Here is an 18300-nt window from a genome sequence, read left to right as displayed (position 1 = left end):
CGGCGGCGCCGAGAAGGGGGCACCTCCCGGCCGAAGGCTGGGGGAGAGTCCATGCGGAGCATCGGCAACTGACGAGAAGCCGGCGAAGGGCCCCTCCTGCCCGTCGGCGGGCAAGGAGGGCGCGTGCCCCGGCGGCGCCCGCCCGGCCCGAGCGAGGAGACCACCCCTGAGGCCAGTTTTACCTGGACCCCAGGCATGCAGTACGATCTGTCTTGTTCGCAAGCGGGAGCAGGCGAACAAGACAGATCGACCAAGCAACATCCTGGTCCTGTGGAGCAGTTGGTTAGCTCGCCACCCTGTCAAGGTGGAGGTCGCGGGTTCAAGTCCCGTCAGGATCGCAGTGCCGAAGAGGCCCGGAACCGTCAGGTTCCGGGCCTCTTCGCGTTTCCCCTGACCCGGCGTCATCCGCTACGTCAGGCAGGTCTAGACCACAAGGTAACGGTCCTGTGACCGTCGTCACTTATCTTTTCTTGAGACCGGACACTCGGACCCCCCTCCGAGGGACGTCTAATTTAATATGTAAAATTGCACATGTAATTACCCCCAATTCCCCCCACCCCCACACGCCCCAATAGGAACTCTGCATTCCGGACATGCCGAAGGGGCCGCATCCCTGACCCGGCGGAGTCAGGCACACGGCCCCTTGCGGTGAACGTCTTAAAAGGCCCCTGAGGGCCCCTCTCAGGCCTCGGTACGCTGCGCCGGAATACCGGCCAGCAGGGCACGCACCTCCGCCTCGCGGTACCGGCGGTGGCCGCCGAGGGTGCGGATGGACGTGAGCTTGCCCGCCTTGGCCCAGCGGGTGACCGTCTTCGGGTCCACGCGGAACATGGTGGCGACCTCTGCCGGCGTCAGCAGGGGCTCGGCGTCAGGGGTACGAGCGGTCATGAGCGGCCTCCTCGGGAGAACCGAACCAGGGCGGTTCTATCCTTCAAATTCTGCACCTTGGCCCGCGATGCCCGAAATGGCATAGACGGGCCGAGTCGGTAATAGGACGAACGGCTTGTCCTGGTGTCTACAACTACACCATTCGTCCAGCCCCATCGGCCAAACCGCCAAAATTGACCCCTCACGGGTTCAAGGGAGACGGATGGCCATGGACCACCCCATAACGGACAGTCACCAATCGGTGACAAGCGGTTATGGAGGACCAGACCCAACTGATTCCCCGCAAAGAGCGCACTGCCGTCAGATCCACCCAAAAGTGGACACACCCGAGTGAACTTGGGCTGGTTGTCCCATTTTTACACATAGGCGTAAGTAAGCGTCAACGGTGAGTAGTGTCACGTTCGAGGGGTATTGACCCGAACCGGGACCTTGGTCCCGACCATCGACACCAAAGGTCCCAACCATCATCACCCGTCCTGCTGACACCCCTGCCCACTCCGGGGCCTGACCTACCGTCAGCTGGCGTACCGAAGTGCGTGGACCCGCCGCCAGCGCTCCGTCACCGACTCGTACATCCGGGCCGCCTCGCGCCCGTCCCCGGCCCGCAGCGCGGCCACCCCGGCCTCGATCTCCCCCACCGAGTCCTCCTCGGCCAGCGCGGCCGCCCCGATCAGGTGCACCAGGCCGCCGTAGTCCAGCTCCACCAGCGAGCGCGGGTGGAACTCCTCCAGCCAGCGGCCCAGCTCCTCCACCCCGCCCGCCAGCGCCGCGCTCGGCACCCGCTCGCGCAGCGCCCGGTACCCCCGGGCCACCCGGCGCCGGGCCTGCGCCATCGGCGTCAGGTAGAAGAGGGCGGCCGGCGCCCCGCCCGGCTCGGCCGGCAGGTGGCAGCGGTCCTCGGTGCCGAACGGCAGGAACCAGCGCACCGGCACCTCCCACCGGCTGGTCAGGATCCACGGCCGGGCGTCCGGGTGGCCGGCCCGCCAGCGCTCCCGGTCGGCCTGGGCCGCGGCCCGCACGGCGGGCGGCAGCACGGTGTCCAGCAGCGAGGCCGGCAGCTGCTCGGTGAGCTCCTCCAGCGCCTGCCAGCTGCGCAGCCGGGTCGCCCACGGGCAGACGTACGTCACCCCGTCCACCACCCGGACGAAGGCCCGCTCGCTCTCCCGCTCCGGCAGCGGCCGGGGCGTCCGGGAGAGCAGCTCGGCCAGTGCCCCGCGCTGCTCGGCCAGCACCGCCGGGGCCACCGCCTGGCCCGGCTCCGCCGCGTCCGGCCCGTAGCGGGCCGCGTAGGACTGCCAGCGGGCCCGCTCCGGCCCCGCGTAGGCGGCCAGCGGCTCGTACACGCGCAGGTGCGCGGCGTAGGGCGGGAGCACTGATGTGCGCACGGCGGTCACGCCTCGCATCGTCGCACGGCGGACCGCTGCAGGGGGGCAGCTCGGGCACCTCGCCGGAGCTAGCATTCCGGCAGGCGCCCACACCACAGCAGTGGGCCACAGATACTGGAGTCACCACAGTGACCGACGTACAGATCGCGTCCGCCCCGCACCCCGCACCCGGCGTGCTGAGCAGGATCTTCCGCACCGAGCAGGACGGCGTCCCCGGCGACGGCCACGAGCAGGTCGTCCTCTGCCACGACCGCTCCTCCGGCCTGAAGGCCATCATCGCCATCCACTCCACCGCCCTGGGCCCGGCCCTCGGCGGCACCCGCTTCTACCCGTACGCCTCCGAGGAGGCGGCGCTCGAGGACGCGCTCAACCTCTCGCGCGGGATGAGCTACAAGAACGCGCTGGCCGGGCTCGACCTCGGCGGCGGCAAGGCCGTCATCATCGGCGACCCGAACAAGGTCAAGAACGAGGCGATGCTCCGCGCCTACGGCCGCTTCGTCGAGTCGCTGCGCGGCCGCTACATCACCGCCTGCGACGTCGGCACCTACGTCCAGGACATGGACGTGATCGCCCGCGAGACCGAGTTCGTCACCGGCCGCTCGCCCGATAACGGCGGCGCCGGCGACTCCTCCATCCTCACCGCCTTCGGCGTCTTCCAGGGCATGCGCGCCTCCGCCCAGGCCCGCTGGGGCCAGCCGACCCTGCGCGGCCGCCGGGTCGGCGTCTCGGGCGTGGGCAAGGTCGGCCACTACCTGGTCGGCCACCTGGTCGCGGACGGCGCCACCGTGGTCGTCACGGACGTCTCCGAGGCCGCCGTGAACCGGGTCCGGGCCGCCCACCCGGACGTCGAGGTGGTCGCGGACACCGCGGCCCTGCTCGCCGCGCGGCTGGACGTCTACGCCCCCTGCGCGCTCGGCGGCGCGCTGGACGACCACACCGTCGCCGCCCTCGGCGAGGCGGGCACCTCGGTGGTCTGCGGCGCGGCCAACAACCAGCTCGCCCACCCCGGCGTGGAGAAGGACCTGGCCGGCCGCGGCATCCTCTACGCGCCCGACTACCTGGTGAACTCCGGCGGCGTGATCCAGGTGGCCGACGAGTTCGAGTCCGCGCACAAGGGCGGCTACAACTTCGAGCGCGCCAAGAACAAGGCCACGAAGATCTTCGACACCACCCTGGAGATCTTCACCCGGGCCGCCGCCGACGGCGTCCCGCCGGCCGTCGCGGCCGACCGCCTGGCCGAGAAGCGGATGCGCGAGATCAGCGCGCTCCGCTCGGTGCTGCTGCCCGGCGCGCGCCGGGGCTGAGCCCCCGCGGGCCCAGGGTCACGATGTGGAACCGGATTCTCGTTCGGTAGCCCGATCGGGCGATCCTGGGCCCCCCGCCGGGGGATAATCGGTCACGGAACAACGGACCTGGGCAGGCTCTGAACGGCCTGCGAAAGCCCGAAAACCCCCACGTGACCTGGAAGGACCTGGTTTCGGGGGGCGTCGGTGCGCGCCACGTCACACGGGCGACGTACCGTTCGGCGACGGAAACAGGTACCGTTAATGCTCCAAGGGACGGTTCTCCCACTTCGGGTAGGACCGCACCTGATCATGGATACGTGTCAGACTCGGGGCCGTGAGCCCCATCGTTGAGGGGGTCGACCCATGGGGCGCGGCCGGGCCAAGGCCAAGCAGACGAAGGTCGCCCGCGAGCTGAAGTACAACAGCGGCGGGTTCGACGCCAACCGTCTGTCCAGCGAGTTGGGCGTATCAACACCGCCTCCCGTTCCGGTCAAGCCGGAGCCCATCGAGGAGGACGACGACCCGTACGCTGCGTACGCGGATCGTTACAACGACTACGACGACGAGGAAGCGGACTCGGGCAGTCAGCCCGGTCGTCGCTGACCACGCCTTCGGAAGACCGGCTCGACCACCCCTCGGGGTGACGAGCCGGTCTTCGTCGTTCCCCGGGACGCACTGCGGCCGGACAGGCCGAAGGGCCCCCGGAGGGGCCCTTCGGACCTGCGGTCAGAGCAGCTCGAAGCCGTCGTAGGAGTTGTACAGCGCCGCGCCGTCCGCGTGCTCGTCGGTGCGGTCCACCACGTCGCCCAGCAGCCAGGCCTCGACGCCCCGGTCCTCCAGGATCGAGAGCACCACGTCGACCGACTCCGGCGGGACCACGGCCACCATGCCGACGCCCATGTTCAGGGTCTTCTCGATCTCCAGGGCGGCCATGTTGCCGACCTTCGCCACGGTCTGGAAGACCGGGAGCGGGGACCAGGTGCCGCGGTCCAGGCGGGCGTGCAGGCCGGCCGGGATCACCCGGGCCAGGTTGGCCGCCAGGCCGCCGCCGGTGACGTGCGAGAAGGCGTGGACCTCGGTCGCCCGGGTGAGCGCCAGGCAGTCCAGCGAGTAGATCCGGGTCGGCTCCAGCAGCTCCTCGCCGAGGGTGCGGCCGAACTCCTCGACCTGGCGGTCCAGCGACCACTTGGCCTGGTTCAGCAGCACGTGGCGGACCAGCGAGTAGCCGTTGGAGTGCAGGCCCGAGGCGGCCATCGCGATGACCACGTCACCGGCCCGGACGCGCTCGGCGCCGAGCAGCTTGTCGGCCTCCACCACACCGGTGCCGGCGCCCGCGACGTCGTAGTCGTCCGGCCCGAGCAGGCCCGGGTGCTCGGCGGTCTCGCCGCCGACCAGCGCGCAGCCGGCCAGCGTGCAGCCCTCGGCGATGCCCTTGACGATCGCCGCGACGCGCTCCGGGACGACCTTGCCCACGCAGATGTAGTCGGTCATGAAGAGCGGCTCGGCGCCGCAGACCACCAGGTCGTCGACGACCATGCCGACCAGGTCGTGGCCGATCGTGTCGTGCTTGTCCATCGCCTGGGCGATGGCCACCTTGGTCCCGACCCCGTCGGTCGCCGAGGCCAGCAGCGGGCGCTCGTAGCGCTTGAAGGCGGAGGCGTCGAAGAGCCCGGCGAAGCCGCCGAGACCGCCGACCACCTCGGGGCGGTCGGCCTTCTTCACCCACTGCTTCATCAGCTCGACCGCGCGGTCGCCGGCCTCGATGTCGACACCTGCGGCGGCGTAGGTGGCACCGCTCTGGTTGCTGGTCACGTGCTGTGGCCCTTTCGGGTCAGGGGTGGGGGTGTACGAGAACTGCACCGCCCCGGCCTGGGAGGACCGGGGCGGCGGTGGATCAGGGCCTGCGGAGCGCGTCGGCCGCGCCGTGCCCGCCCAGCAGCGACTGGACGCCGTCCAGGTCGGAGCCGGTGGACTTGCCCCGGACGGCCGGCTGCTGCTTGCTGCCGGCGATCTCGGCCTCCAGCAGCAGCTTGCCGAGCAGCGCCGGATCCGGCAGCTCCATCGGGTACTCGCCGTCGAAGCAGGCCCGGCAGAGCTTGTCCTTGGGCTGGGTGGTGGCCTCGATCATGGCGTCGATCGAGATGTAGGCGAGCGAGTCCGCACCGAGGGTGCGGCCGATCTCCTCCACCGTCATGCCGTTGGCGATCAGCTCCGCGCGGGTGGCGAAGTCGATGCCGAAGAAGCACGGCCACTTGACCGGCGGCGAGGAGATCCGGATGTGGACCTCGGCCGCGCCGGCCTCGCGGAGCATCCGGACCAGCGCGCGCTGGGTGTTGCCGCGGACGATCGAGTCGTCCACGACCACCAGGCGCTTGCCCTGGATGACCTCGCGCAGCGGGTTGAGCTTGAGGCGGATGCCGAGCTGGCGGATGGTCTGGCTGGGCTGGATGAAGGTGCGGCCCACGTAGGCGTTCTTCACCAGGCCGGAGCCGTACGGGATGCCGCTGGCCTCCGCGTACCCGATCGCGGCGGGGGTGCCGGACTCGGGGGTGGCTATCACCAGGTCGGCCTCGACGGGCGCCTCCTTGGCCAGCCGACGGCCCATCTCCACGCGGGAGAGGTGCACGTTGCGGCCGGCGATGGTGGTGTCCGGGCGGGCCAGGTAGACGTACTCGAAGACGCAGCCCTTGGGCTTGGCCTCGGCGAAGCGGGAGGTCCGCATGCCGTTCTCGTCGATGGCGATCAGCTCGCCGGGCTCCACCTCGCGGATGAAGGAGGCGCCGCAGATGTCGAGCGCCGCCGTCTCGGAGGCGACCACCCAGCCGCGCTCCAGGCGCCCGAGCACCAGCGGGCGGATGCCCTGCGGGTCGCGCGCCGCGTAGAGGGTGTGCTCGTCCATGAAGACCAGCGAGAAGGCGCCCTTGACCTTGGGCAGCACCTGCTTGGCGGTCTCCTCGATGGAGAGGTCCGGGTAGCCCGCGAGCAGCGCCGTCACCAGGTCGGTGTCGTTGGTCGCGGCGGACCGGCCGGAGCGCGAGACGTGCTCCTCACCGGGCAGCTCGGCGACCATCGCGGCGAGCTCCGCGGTGTTGACCAGGTTCCCGTTGTGACCGAGCGCGAGCGAGCCGTGCACGGTCGCCCGGAAGGTCGGCTGGGCGTTCTCCCAGACCGAGGACCCGGTGGTCGAGTAGCGGGCATGTCCGACGGCGATATGCCCGTGCAACGACCCCAGGGAGGTCTCGTCGAAGACCTGGGAGACGAGCCCCATGTCCTTGAAGACGAGAATCTGGGAGCCGTTGCTCACTGCGATGCCCGCGGATTCCTGTCCGCGGTGCTGCAGGGCATAGAGGCCGAAGTACGTGAGCTTGGCGACCTCCTCGCCGGGAGCCCAGACCCCGAAGACGCCGCAAGCGTCCTGGGGGCCTTTCTCGCCGGGAAGAAGATCGTGGTTGAGTCTTCCGTCACCACGTGGCACGTCAACGAGTCTAGGGCAGTTCCGTACGCCTTCCCGAACGGGGGACGGCGCGGTTATTGGGCGATCGGATAGCAACGCGCGTAGACAAAACCCCTTACCGGGGTGGGGCTTTTCCCGGACACAATTCGTTGAATGCGCGGCTCGCCTTGGCGTACGCGGACTCCGGCCTTTCCCGATCATCCGCGCGGCCCCCGGCGGAGGCCGCGGACGTGACGCTGCTCACGCGGCCGGGACGAGGAGCTGCCAGACGCCCGGATGGAGGGTCCAGACCCGGGTGCGGACCGGACCGACCCGGCAGCCGTCGGCCTCGTAGCCGAAGCCGCGGCCGGCCACCGCGAGGCGGGCGGCGCGCAGGGTGCGGGGACCCTCGGGGGTGTGCAGGCGCAGCTCCATCTCGCCGGCCCCGGCGGGCAGGCTGACCTGGAGGCGGTGCACGGCGTGCGGCAGGTCGGCGAGCAGGCGGCCGTCGGCCTCGATCCGCAGGCGGTGGGCGTCCGGGACGGGGGAGGTCCCCTGCTCGGCCGCAGCCAGTTTCGCCCATAGCGAACGCAGTGCCCCCGGGCGGCCGGTCCAGTCGCCGTGCACCCGGACCTCGCCGAGCACCACCCCGCCGCCGTCGTCCACCAGCAGGTCGAGCTTGCGGGCGCTGCCGCAGAGCACCGCCCGGGCGGCCGCCACCGGCTGGGCCGGGACGCCGAGCGCGCGGGCCGAGGCCACCGCCTCGGGGCGGCCTACCGGGACCACGCCCAGCGGGTCGGAGCCCAGGTCGCGCTGGCGGTGCAGGGCCTGGAGCACCCGTTGCAGGGCCAGATCGGAACCGATCACCACCGGTCGCCGGCGGCCCCGGTGCGCCAGCATCCGGTCGAGTTCGGACGGGCTCTCGGGCAGCGCCAGCTTCACGTCGGCTCCGCCGGCGAGCACGTCCCGGGCGATCCGGACCGACTCGCCGTCGGCCCGCCGGGCGGCCGGGTCGAGGAGGAGCAGCAGCTGGCCCGGTGCGCCCGGGTCGGCGGCACGGCCCTCGGGCGTGGACACAGACGACACGACCCGTCCTTCCTCAGGTAATCTCTCGGTGCAAGAGCCCCTTGCGCTATTGCGCCAGGGGCTTCGTCTATCTCGGGGCAGACTGCGGCCTACGCAGGATGCCCCAACCCGAAGGGGTGTACGCCTGTGCCGGCACTCGTGATCGTTGGTGCCCAGTGGGGAGACGAGGGCAAGGGGAAGGCGACGGACCTGCTCGGCGGCTCCGTCGACTACGTCGTCCGCTACCAGGGCGGTAACAACGCCGGTCACACGGTGATCATCGGCGATCAGAAGTACGCCCTGCACCTGCTGCCCTCCGGCATCCTCAGCCCGAACGTCGTCCCGGTGATCGGCAACGGCGTCGTGATCGACCCGGGCGTGCTGCTCTCCGAGCTCAACGGCCTGAACGAGCGCGGCATCGACACCTCAAAGCTGCTGATCTCGGGCAACGCGCACCTGATCACCCCGTACCACCGGACCCTGGACAAGGTCACCGAGCGCTTCCTCGGCAAGCGCCGGATCGGCACCACCGGCCGCGGCATCGGCCCGACCTACGCGGACAAGATCAACCGCGTCGGCATCCGGGTCCAGGACCTCTTCGACGAGTCGATCCTGATCCAGAAGGTCGAAGCGGCGCTGCACGACAAGAACCAGCTGCTGGTCAAGCTCTACAACCGCCGCGCCATCCCGGCCGACCTGGTGGTGCAGGAGTACCTGGGCTACGCCGACAAGCTCAAGCCCTTCCTGGCCGACACCACGCTGGTGCTCGACGAGGCGCTGAAGGCGAACAAGGTGGTCCTGCTGGAGGGCGGCCAGGGCACCCTGCTCGACGTCGACCACGGCACGTACCCCTTCGTCACCTCCTCGAACCCGACCGCCGGCGGCGCCTGCACCGGGTCCGGCATCGGCCCGACCAAGATCGACCGGGTCATCGGCATCCTGAAGGCGTACACCACCCGGGTCGGCTCCGGCCCGTTCCCGACCGAGCTGCTGGACGCGGACGGCGAGGCGCTGCGCCGGATCGGCGGCGAGCGCGGTGTCACCACCGGCCGTGACCGCCGCTGCGGCTGGTTCGACGCGGTGATCGCGCGCTACGCGACCCGGGTGAACGGCATGACCGACTTCTTCCTCACCAAGCTGGACGTGCTGACCGGCTGGGAGCAGATCCCGGTCTGCGTCGCGTACGAGATCGACGGCAAGCGCGTCGAGGAACTCCCGTACAACCAGAGCGACTTCCACCACGCCAAGCCGATCTACGAGAACTTCCCCGGCTGGACCGAGGACATCTCGAAGGCGAAGACCTTCGCCGACCTGCCGAAGAACGCGCAGGCCTACGTGAAGGCGCTGGAGGAGATGTCGGGCGCCCCGATCTCCGCGATCGGCGTCGGCCCCGGCCGGACCGAGACGATCCAGATCAACTCCTTCATCTGATCCGGTAGTTGAGCGCAGGGCCCCACCTTCGGGTGGGGCCCTTTGCTTTTGCACTAGTGCATAGTGCCCTTGCTGCTAGTGCAAAGCGCGGCTAACGTACCGGGACATGACCGCGAAGCTGCCCTCCCCCACCGTCCTGACCGGCCGTCACGTCCGGCTGGAGCCGCTCACCACCGCGCACGCGGCCGACCTGTTCGAGGCGGCCGGAGGCGACGAGGAGGTGTTCCGCTGGATCCTGGGGCCGGTGCCGGGCACGCCCGGGGAGATGGTGGCGGCGGTCGAGGCGCGCACCGGTGACGCGGACTGCGTCCCGTTCGCGGTGGTCCCGGTGGAGACCGGGCGGGCGATCGGCATGACCTGCTACTTCGACGCCTCGGCCGGGGACGAGCAGGTGGAGATCGGCGGCACCTGGTACGCCCGGTCCGCCTGGCGGACGGCGGTGAACACCGAGTCCAAACTGCTGCTGCTCACCCACGCCTTCGAGGAGCTCGGCATGGGCCGGGTCTTCTGGAAGACCGACCACCTCAACCAGCGCTCGCAGGACGCCATCCGGCGCCTGGGCGCGCAGTACGAGGGGACCCTGCGCCGGTCCCGCCAGCGCCGGGACGGCAGCTGGCGGGACAGCGTGTACTTCTCGATGCTCGCGGACGAGTGGCCGCTCGCGAAGAACGTCCTGACGGGCCGTCTGGCCCGCGGCTGATCCCTACTCCATGCCCGCCAGCACCAGCGGCAGGCGGTCGGCCCCGCCCGCGACCAGCTTCACCGGGACGCCCCAGTCCTGCTGGTGCACGTGGCAGGCCGGGTACTCGATCTCCGGGTCGTCGTCGCAGGAGGCGGCCATCGCGGAGACGTGCAGCACGCCCTCGGTGAGCGCGCCGTTGAGCACCAGCTCGCGGGTGAGGTCGCTCTCCGCGCCGGCACCGGAGAGCAGCAGCTCGGGCGGGGTGGAGGAGACCAGCAGCCGGGTGGACGGGCCGTAGCGCTCGTCCAGCTTCTGGCCGGTGGGGGCCTGGAAGACCACGTCCAGCCGGAGCGGGCCCGGGGCCACCTCGGTGGCGGCGCGCTGGGTGCGGTGGGCCACCGCCTCGACCCGGACGGCCTCCTCGGGGAGCCGGAGCCGGGTGAGCCGGTGCCGGGCCGACTCGACCACCACGATGTCGTCGCCGACCAGCACCGCGCCGGAGGGCTCGCGCAGGTCGGTGGCGAGGGTGGTGACCTCGCCCGTGGAGGGGTCGAAGCGGCGCAGTGCGTGGTTGTAGGTGTCGGCGATCGCCACCGAGCCGTCCGGGAGGACGGTCACCCCGAGCGGGTGCTGGAGCAGGGCCTGGCCGGCCTCGCCGTCGCGGTGGCCGAAGTCGAACAGGCCGGTGCCGACGGCCGTGTGCACGGTCTGGGTTTCACGTGAAACCCAACGGACCGCCGAGGTCTCGGAGTCGGCGACCCAGAGCTTCTCGCCGTCCGCGGAGACCGCCAGACCGGAGGGCTGGGCGAACCAGGCCTCGGCCACCGGGCCGTCCACCAGGCCCTCGTTGGTGGTGCCCGCCGCCACCGCGACCTCGCCGGACGCCGGGTCGTAGGCCCAGAGCTGGTGCACGCCGGCCATCGCGATCCAGACCCGGCCGTCGAAGAAGGCCACGTCCCAGGGCGAGGAGAGGTCGACCTCGAGGCCGGGGCCCGAGGTGGGCGAGCCCTGCCACCACTGCTTGCCGGTGCCGGCCAGCGTGGTCACGGAGCCGTCGGCCAGACTCACCCCGCGCAGCGCGTGGTTGACCGTGTCGGCCACCACCACGTCGTAGCCGAGGCCCTCCGGGGCCAGCGCCAGGCCCGAGGGCTCGCTGAACCGGGGCGCGGTGCCGTCGGTGAAGCCGCGCTCGCCGTCGCCGATCCGGCGCACCACCGTCTCGCCGTCCTCGGCCAGCTCGACCAGCGAGTGGTGGCCCGAGTCGGCGACCAGGTAGTGCCCGTTCGGCAGCAGGACCGCCTTGCCCGGGAACTTGAGGTCCCCGGCGACCGGCTCCGGCGCGACGTACGGGCCGTCGCCGCGGCGCAGGGTGCCCTTGGCGGCGTGCTCCTGCTCCAACTCCTCGACCAGCTTGGCGATCGCGTGCGCGTGCCCCTCACCGGCGTGCTGGGCGACCACGTACCCCTCCGGGTCGATCACCACCAGCGTCGGCCAGGCCCGGACGGCGTACTGCTTCCAGGTGACCAGCTCCGGGTCGTCCAGCACCGGGTGGTGCACCTCGTACCGGGCCACCGCGTCCACCACGGCCTGGTGCTCGGCCTCGTGGACGAACTTGGGCGAGTGCACGCCGACGATCACCAGGGTGTCGCGGTGCTTCTCCTCCAACTCCCGGAGTTCGTCCAGGACGTGGAGGCAGTTGATGCAGCAGAAGGTCCAGAAGTCCAGGACCAGGATCTTGCCGCGGAAGTCAGCCAGCGACAGGTCCTTGCCGCCGGTGTTCAGCCAACCGCCCTTCCCCACGAGTTCGGGGGCGCGGACACGAGCACGAGTAGCCATGCCCCCATCCAACCGCATGGGGGCACGGCCGCATTCCTCGTGCGGGCGGTGGCTACCAGTTGCCCCAGGTGCCGGTGGACCAGAGCGGCTGGCCGGTCTGGGAGTAGAGGACGAAGTTGCCGTCGTCCTGGACCTTGGCGTAGGCGTTGGGCTGGTTCCTGGTCGGCAGGGTCCAGCTGATGTTGTGGGTCTTCATGTCCCGCAGGTACAGGTTGCCGTGGATGTTGTTCACCGTGAGGCCCTGGCCCGGCCGGTTCCAGGTCCCGGTGGACCAGAGCGCGGCGCCGTCCCGCTTGCGGTAGAGCACCACGTTGCCGTCCTGCTGGTTGAGCAGCCAGACCGAGTTCGACCGGACCCACTGCCCGGGCTCCAGGACCCGGCTCTGGTTGACGACGCCCTCCCGGGGCGTGCCGTTGCCCTGGACCGCCGCGCCGAGACCCGTCCCGGGGTTCCAGTAGGTGGAGTTGTCGCCGACCCGCAGCCAGCCGCCGAGCATGGTCAGGGTGGCCCCCGGGTGGCCCCAGCTGCGGGTGCTCCAGAGCGCGCCGGCGCCGTTCTGGCGGTAGACCACGAAGTTGCCGTCCTCCTGCATGACAGCGTACGCGGACCGGTTGCCGTAGGTACCGCTGGCCCAGACCGCCGGGCCGAGGTCGCCCTGGTCGTTGACCAGCCGGAGCACCAGGTTGCCGTCCTCCTGCATCACCAGCGCGGCCTCGCCGCTGACCAGGGCCTCGCCCGGCTCCAGCCGCTCGCCGGACCCGAGGGTGGCGAACTCGGCCTCGGCCGCCGAGGCGGTCACGGCCGGGGCCGCGACGGCCAGGAGGACAGCGCTGAGCAGGGCGGCCGCGGCGCGGCCGAGAGTGTTCGTCCGCATCGTGCGGAGCCCCCAAGGAGATCGTGGGCCCACGGAACCTCCGTGGACCCACGATTTCTACACTGCGGCCCCGACGGGCCGTCAGGCGGGGGTGATCACCAGTTGCCGTAGGTGCCGCTGGCCCAGATGGGCCGGCCCTGGCCGTTGTACAGCACGAAGTTGCCGTCGTCCTGGACCTTGGGGGTCGCGCCGCTCGGGTCGGTGACGTGGTTGGACCAGAGCGTCCCCGCCGGTCCCTGCATGCGCCACACCGAGAGCTCGCCGGTGTTGTAGCTGACCGTCGTCACCGCGCCCGGGTACCTCCACGTGCCGGTGGACCAGAGGCCCGCGCCGTCCCGCTTGCGGTAGAGCACCAGGTTCCCGTCCAGCTGCATCACCAGCCAGACCGAGTTGGAGGCCACGTACTGGCCGGAGGCGAGCCCGCCCATGCGGTCGAACACGGCCCGGTGGCCGGTCCCGCTCTCCCACCGCCGGGGCGACCCGTTGACGTAGAACGAGCCGTCCAGCAGCTGGACGTACGCGCCCTGCGATCCCCAGGTGCCGCTGGACCAGAGCGCGTCGCCCGGGCCGCTGCCGTTCTGACGGTAGATCACGAAATTGCCGTCCGCCTGCATGACGGCGTACGCACCCCAGTTGTTGTACGTCCCGCTCGCCCACAGCGGGACGGCGTTCTGGCCGTACGAACCGACCAGGTACAGCACCAGGTTCCCGTCCCCCTGCATCACCAGACGGGACTCCCCGCTGCTGATGCTCGCGCCGGGGTCCAGCCGCTGGCCGGCCCGCAGGTAGGCGGAGTCCGCGGCCGCGGCCGGGGTGGCCGACAGCGCGGGCACCGCGGCGGCGAACACGGCCGCGCCGATCAGGGCGGCGGCCCTTCTGAGCATGGTCTTGCGCATTTCCTCGGACTCCCCGCTGTCGGTCTGACGGTCTACCAGTTGCCCCAGGTCCGGGTGGACCAGAGGGCCCGGCCCGCGGCGTCGTAGACCACGAAGTTGCCGTCGTCCTGGAGCTTGGCCCTGGCCTGGGTCCGGACGTCGACGCCGTTGGACCAGATCCGGCCCTGCCGGGGGTCGCTGACCAGGAACTCGCCGGTGCCGTAGGCCAGGCCCGCCGTGGCGCCCGGGTGGTTCCAGGTACCGGTGGCCCACAGCGCCTGGCCGTCCCGCTTGCGGTAGAGCACCAGGTTCCCGTCCGACTGCATCACCAGCCAGACGGACTTCGAGTCGGTGCGGGAGCCGGGGCCGAGGCCGGTCACGTTGTCGGGCATGCCGTAGCGGCTGGTACCGCTCTGCCAGCTCCGGTGGCCGATGGCGGCGCTGGTGACGTAGACCGTCCCGTCCAGCAGTTGGAGGCGTGCCCCCGGGCTGTTCCAGGTGCCGCTGGACCAGAGCGCGTCGCCCGGGCCGCTGCCGTTCTGACGGTAGATCACGAAATTGCCGTCCGTCTGCATGACGGCGTACGCACCCCAGTTGTTGTACGTCCCGCTCGCCCACAGCGGGACGGCGTTCTGCCCGGAGGAACCGACCAGGTACAGCACCAGGTTCCCGTCCCCCTGCATCACCAGACGGGACTCACCGTCGGCCAGGCTCTCCCCCGGGCCCAGCCGCTTGCCGGCCTCCAGGTACACCGGGCCGGCCGCGGCGGCCGGGGTCGTGGTCAGGGCCGGGACGGCCGTGGCCAGCAGAGCGGCACCGAGCAGCGCGGCTGCCCGTCCGCGCAGCGTCTTCCTCATGGTCGTGATCCCCCTCGTGTGTCGGCCCCTTTCCTACACCGGGCACGGACGGACGCCGACACCGGGGGGGCCGACGACGCGTCAGCGGATCAGGTGGGGGAGGAAGCGGGCGCCCTGGTGGGTGATGGGGGAGTCGTCGGTCTCGCGGATGCCGAGGCCGGCGGCCTCGCCGTCGACGACCCAGGTGCCGAGGACCGGGCGGTTGCCGTCGAAGTCGGGGAGGGGGCAGAGCTGCTGGTAGCAGAAGCCCTCCTTGCCGTAGCGGTCCGGGTCGCCGGCCCACTCGGCCAGCCTGGTCTCGTGGCCGTCGGGTTCGACGATCCGCACGCCCGCGCCCTCCCGGCCGAGCAGCGGCTTCATCGCGTAGCCGGTGGCGGCGAGTTCGCGGGGGCCGTCCAGGTAGGCGGGGAGCAGGTTGGGGTGGCCGGGGTTGAGCTCCCAGAGGACCGCGAGCAGCGCCTTGTTGGAGAGCAGCATCTTCCACGGCGGTTCGATCCACAGGGTGTTGCCGGTGGATCCGCCCAGGTCGACGCCGGAGAGCAGGGCGGGGGTGAACTCCTCCTCGGTGAGCCACTCCCAGGGGTAGAGCTTGAAGAGCGAGCGGATGTAGCGCTGCTCCAGGTCGACGAAGCGGCCGGTCAGGCCGTCCAGGCCGATGTCCTCGACGGCGATGCCGATGGTCTCCAGGCCGGCCTGCTCCGCGGTCTCCTGGAGGTAGAGGGTGGTCATCCAGTCCTCGCCCTCGGTGTCGCCGCGGGAGTGGGCGAAGTGCACGGGGCCGGGCGGCAGCAGGTGCTTCTGCCGCTCCCAGGAGGCGACCAGTCGCTCGTGCAGCGAGTTCCACTGGTCGGCGCCGGGGAAGAGCTGCTCCATCCAGAACCACTGCGGACCGGCCGCCTCGATCAGCGAGGTCGGGGTGTCCGCGTTGTACTCGAACAGCTTGGCCGGGCCGGTGCCGTCGTAGGCCAGGTCGAACCGGCCGTAGACGGAGGGCTGCTCGTCGCGGCGCCGCCAGGACTCGGCGATCATCGCCGTCACCCGGGGGTCGGTCAGGCCGTAGTCGGCGTACCGCTCCGTCCGCACCACGTGGTCGGCGGCCTCCAGGCAGAGCTCGTGCAGCTCCTCGACCACCTCCTCCAGTGCCTCCACCTCGGGCAGCGAGAACTCGTAGTAGGCGCTCTCGTCCCAGTAGGCGTGCGGGCCGCCCTGGTTGCAGGGGTCCTGGCAGACGGCGTAGATCAGGCCCTGGGACTCGACGGTGGGCTGCCAGTCGGGGCGCGGAGTGATGGTGTGACGGCGCATCAGGAGGTCAGCCCCCGCCGGAGCCGGAGGAGCCGGACGGGCAGCCGAAGCCGCCGCGCTTGGTGTCGGCCTTGACGAAGGTGCCGCCGGTGGCGCTGAGCGAGCCGGAGCCGCAGTAGTACCAGCGGCCGGCCGAGGTCTTGCTGTCGGTGCAGGAGTGGTTGTCCAGCACCTTGAGGCTGCCGGGGTCGACGCAGCGGCGCGGGGCGCTGCTGTTCGAGGAGCAGCTCGTCAGTGCGAGGGCCAGCGTGCCGACCATGCCCAGCGCGACGAAGCCCGATCTGCGGCGGTCGGGAACGGGAGTGGAGGTCATGGCGGGAGATGCTACTGGGAAGGGTCCCAAAGGGAACCCGATGGGATATCTTTTGCCGATCCTTGAGCCAGGGATTCCGACTCTTTCCACTCCGGGGGGCCACCCAGTGAACGACATCGTCAACGGCCTCGGCGCCGCCGCCGTCTTCGGGGCGGTGGGCGTGGTCCTGCTGCTGCTCGGCGTCGGCCTGGTGGACCTGCTGACCCCCGGGAAGCTGAGCCACCAGATCTGGGTGGACCGCAACCGCAACGCCGCCCTGGTGCTCAGCTCCGCACTGCTCGGGATCGGCGGGATCGTCTTCACCGCGATCATGTACACCTACGACGACTTCGGCAAGGGCCTGGCCACCACCGCGGCCTTCGGCGTGCTCGGCCTGGTGCTGATGGCGGTGGCCTTCTGGCTGCTGGACGTGCTGACGCCGGGCAAGCTGGGCGCCATCCTGGTCGACCCGGAGCCGCACCCGGCGGTCTGGGTGACCGCCAGCATGAACCTCGCGGTGGCCGCGATCATCGCCGCCTCGATCGCCTGACACCGCCTGACGTCGCATCGCGCACGGGACCCCCTGGAGCCTCTGCTCCAGGGGGTCCTGTCGTTCCGTCGGCGCCGCGGCGTCAGCCCTCCAGGAAGGCCTTGAGGGCGGCGGCCAGCAGGTACGGGTCCTCGGCGCCGCAGAGCTCGCGGGCGGAGTGCATGGAGAGCGCGGCGATGCCGCAGTCCACCGTGGTGATGCCGAGGCGGGCCGCGGTGATCGGGCCGATGGTGGTGCCGCAGGGCATCGAGTTGTTGGAGACGAAGGTCTGCCACGGCACGCCGGCCTTCTCGCAGGCGGCGGTGAAGACGGCGCGGCCGAGCGCGTCGGTGGCGTACCGGTTGTTGACGTTGACCTTGAGGATCGGGCCGCCGTTGGGCAGCGGCTGGTGGCCGGGCTCGTGGCGCTCGGTGTAGTTCGGGTGGACGGCGTGGCCCATGTCGGAGGAGAGGCAGATGGTCCCGGCCAGCGCGCGGGCGCGGTCCTCCGGAGTCCCTCCCCGCGCGTAGACACTGCGCTCCAGCACGTTCCCCAGCAGCGGGCCCTGGGCGCCGGTGTCGGACTCGCTGCCGGTCTCCTCGTGGTCGAAGGCGGCCAGCACCGGGATGCAGCCGGGCTCGCCGCCGGCCGTGGCCACCGCGGCCAGCGCGGCGGTGCCGGCGTGCACCGAGAGCAGGTTGTCCAGCCGCGGAGCGGCGAGCAGCTCGCGGTCCTTGCCCAGGTACGCGGGCGGCTGGACGTCGTGGGTCATCAAGTCCCAGCCGATCACGTCGGAGGCGGCCAGGCCGGCCCGCTCGGCGACGTACTCGATCAGGGAGCCCTCGGTGACCTTGCCCAGGCCCCAGATCGGCGTGAGGTGGCGCTGCTTGTCGAGCTTCATGCCGTCGTTCACCTGGCGGTCCAGGTGGATGGCGAGCTGCGGCACGCGCAGCAGCGGCTCGTCCAGCTGAACCAGCGTCACGCTGCCGTCGCGCAGGGCGAGTCGGCCGGAGAGGCCGAGGTCGCGGTCCAGCCAGGTGTTCAGCGGGACGCCGCCGTAGATCTCCACCGCGACCTGCCGCCAGCCGGCCGAGCCGGTGTCCGGCACCGGCTTGACCCGCAGGTTCGGCGAGTCGGTGTGGGTGCCCACCACCCGGAACGGGGTCTCGGGGCCGGCGCCCTCCGGCACGTACCAGGCGATCAGCGCGCCGCCCCGGACCACGTACCGGCCGCCGGCCGCGGCGTCCCAGGCATCGGTCTCGGCCACCCGGCGGAAGCCAGCCTTCTCGAGCCGCTCGGCCGCGCTGGCCACCGCGTGGAACGGCGACGGCGATGCGCTGAGGAAGGCGATCAGGTCGTCGGTGTGCGTTCGGTCGAAGGAGGCCGGGCGGACGGCGGTCGACATGCTGCTCCTGGGTCGAGGGAGGGCTGAAGCCCGATGGGGGACCGGTCTTCGCACCCGAGCATATGCCCGTACACGGACATGACGCTGTGAACTCAACAACGGTGACACAACGGTGAAGCGCTCGTTGCCTTTCCCCCAGTCCGCTCCCCGGAATCCGTCG

Annotated in this window: 17 protein-coding genes and 1 tRNA gene; 6 read left to right on the top strand and 12 right to left on the bottom strand. The window is 71.2% G+C overall.

Annotation, left to right across the window (positions count from 1 at the left end; translation table 11 throughout):
- Window positions 1-264: 264 nt before the first annotated feature.
- Window positions 265-338: transfer RNA gene (locus ACWEPF_RS00405), tRNA-Asp, on the top strand.
- A 343-nt stretch (window positions 339-681) separates the two neighbouring features.
- On the opposite strand, the gene bldC is transcribed toward ACWEPF_RS00405, so the two are convergent.
- Entirely contained in the window at window positions 682-888 is a 207-nt protein-coding gene (gene bldC / locus ACWEPF_RS00400) for a developmental transcriptional regulator BldC (RefSeq protein WP_014137253.1), read from the bottom strand.
- A gap of 515 nt (window positions 889-1403) precedes the next feature.
- A complete protein-coding gene (locus tag ACWEPF_RS00395) occupies window positions 1404-2291 on the bottom strand; it encodes a hypothetical protein (protein ID WP_345290662.1) in 888 nt (295 codons plus the stop codon).
- 110 nt (window positions 2292-2401) lie between these two features.
- Between ACWEPF_RS00395 and ACWEPF_RS00390 the strand changes: the two genes are divergently transcribed.
- Window positions 2402-3577: a Glu/Leu/Phe/Val dehydrogenase dimerization domain-containing protein gene (locus ACWEPF_RS00390; RefSeq protein ID WP_452170803.1), complete on the top strand. Its 1176-nt coding sequence runs from the start codon at window positions 2402-2404 to the stop codon at window positions 3575-3577.
- Window positions 3578-3922: 345 nt separating this feature from the next.
- Window positions 3923-4162 (top strand): DUF3073 domain-containing protein, encoded by a 240-nt coding sequence (locus ACWEPF_RS00385; RefSeq protein ID WP_345290661.1) that lies wholly within the window; start codon window positions 3923-3925, stop codon window positions 4160-4162.
- Between the two features lie 123 nt (window positions 4163-4285).
- Here ACWEPF_RS00385 and purM read toward each other — a convergent pair whose 3' ends face one another.
- The 3 genes from purM to ACWEPF_RS00370 form a co-directional block, all read right to left on the bottom strand.
- Window positions 4286-5371: a phosphoribosylformylglycinamidine cyclo-ligase gene (purM, locus tag ACWEPF_RS00380; protein ID WP_345290660.1), complete on the bottom strand. Its 1086-nt coding sequence runs from the start codon at window positions 5369-5371 to the stop codon at window positions 4286-4288.
- Between the two features lie 82 nt (window positions 5372-5453).
- Window positions 5454-7034, bottom strand: coding sequence for an amidophosphoribosyltransferase (purF, locus tag ACWEPF_RS00375; RefSeq protein ID WP_345290659.1), 1581 nt, complete (start codon window positions 7032-7034; stop codon window positions 5454-5456).
- Window positions 7035-7253: 219 nt separating this feature from the next.
- Window positions 7254-8078: a diacylglycerol kinase family protein gene (locus ACWEPF_RS00370; protein ID WP_345290658.1), complete on the bottom strand. Its 825-nt coding sequence runs from the start codon at window positions 8076-8078 to the stop codon at window positions 7254-7256.
- A gap of 126 nt (window positions 8079-8204) precedes the next feature.
- On the opposite strand from ACWEPF_RS00370, the gene ACWEPF_RS00365 reads away from it, so the two are divergent.
- Together ACWEPF_RS00365 and ACWEPF_RS00360 are read left to right on the top strand one after the other, a co-directional pair.
- Window positions 8205-9488: an adenylosuccinate synthase gene (locus ACWEPF_RS00365; protein WP_449796164.1), complete on the top strand. Its 1284-nt coding sequence runs from the start codon at window positions 8205-8207 to the stop codon at window positions 9486-9488.
- Between the two features lie 106 nt (window positions 9489-9594).
- Complete coding sequence (locus ACWEPF_RS00360) at window positions 9595-10188, top strand: GNAT family N-acetyltransferase (protein ID WP_452170802.1); 594 nt, start codon at window positions 9595-9597, stop codon at window positions 10186-10188.
- A 3-nt stretch (window positions 10189-10191) separates the two neighbouring features.
- Here the strand turns inward: ACWEPF_RS00360 and ACWEPF_RS00355 are convergent, their stop codons facing one another.
- The 6 genes from ACWEPF_RS00355 to ACWEPF_RS00330 form a co-directional block, all read right to left on the bottom strand.
- Window positions 10192-12006, bottom strand: a complete 1815-nt coding sequence (locus ACWEPF_RS00355; protein ID WP_452170801.1) for an NHL domain-containing thioredoxin family protein — start codon at window positions 12004-12006, stop codon at window positions 10192-10194.
- A gap of 52 nt (window positions 12007-12058) precedes the next feature.
- Entirely contained in the window at window positions 12059-12880 is an 822-nt protein-coding gene (locus ACWEPF_RS00350; protein ID WP_345290654.1) for a hypothetical protein, read from the bottom strand.
- A gap of 95 nt (window positions 12881-12975) precedes the next feature.
- On the bottom strand, window positions 12976-13776 hold the full coding sequence (locus tag ACWEPF_RS00345; RefSeq protein WP_449796166.1) for a hypothetical protein: 801 nt from the start codon (window positions 13774-13776) through the stop codon (window positions 12976-12978).
- Window positions 13777-13808: 32 nt separating this feature from the next.
- The gene (locus tag ACWEPF_RS00340) at window positions 13809-14612 is read right to left on the bottom strand and encodes a hypothetical protein (RefSeq protein ID WP_452170800.1); all 804 of its coding nucleotides are present in this window, start codon (window positions 14610-14612) and stop codon (window positions 13809-13811) included.
- An 81-nt stretch (window positions 14613-14693) separates the two neighbouring features.
- A complete protein-coding gene (locus ACWEPF_RS00335; RefSeq protein WP_345290651.1) occupies window positions 14694-15914 on the bottom strand; it encodes a glutathionylspermidine synthase family protein in 1221 nt (406 codons plus the stop codon).
- 7 nt (window positions 15915-15921) lie between these two features.
- Window positions 15922-16227 (bottom strand): hypothetical protein, encoded by a 306-nt coding sequence (locus ACWEPF_RS00330; protein WP_345290650.1) that lies wholly within the window; start codon window positions 16225-16227, stop codon window positions 15922-15924.
- Between the two features lie 106 nt (window positions 16228-16333).
- Here ACWEPF_RS00330 and ACWEPF_RS00325 point away from each other — a divergent pair, with 106 nt between their 5' ends.
- On the top strand, window positions 16334-16756 hold the full coding sequence (locus ACWEPF_RS00325) for a DUF350 domain-containing protein (protein WP_345290649.1): 423 nt from the start codon (window positions 16334-16336) through the stop codon (window positions 16754-16756).
- Window positions 16757-16838: 82 nt separating this feature from the next.
- On the opposite strand, the gene ACWEPF_RS00320 is transcribed toward ACWEPF_RS00325, so the two are convergent.
- Complete coding sequence (locus ACWEPF_RS00320; protein ID WP_345290648.1) at window positions 16839-18140, bottom strand: M18 family aminopeptidase; 1302 nt, start codon at window positions 18138-18140, stop codon at window positions 16839-16841.
- Between the last annotated feature and the right edge of the window lie 160 nt (window positions 18141-18300).

The sequence above is a fragment of the Kitasatospora sp. NPDC004289 genome (assembly GCF_053602875.1).
The sequence above is the reverse complement of the archived record's forward strand: the minus strand, read 5'-3'. Positions and strand labels throughout refer to the sequence as shown.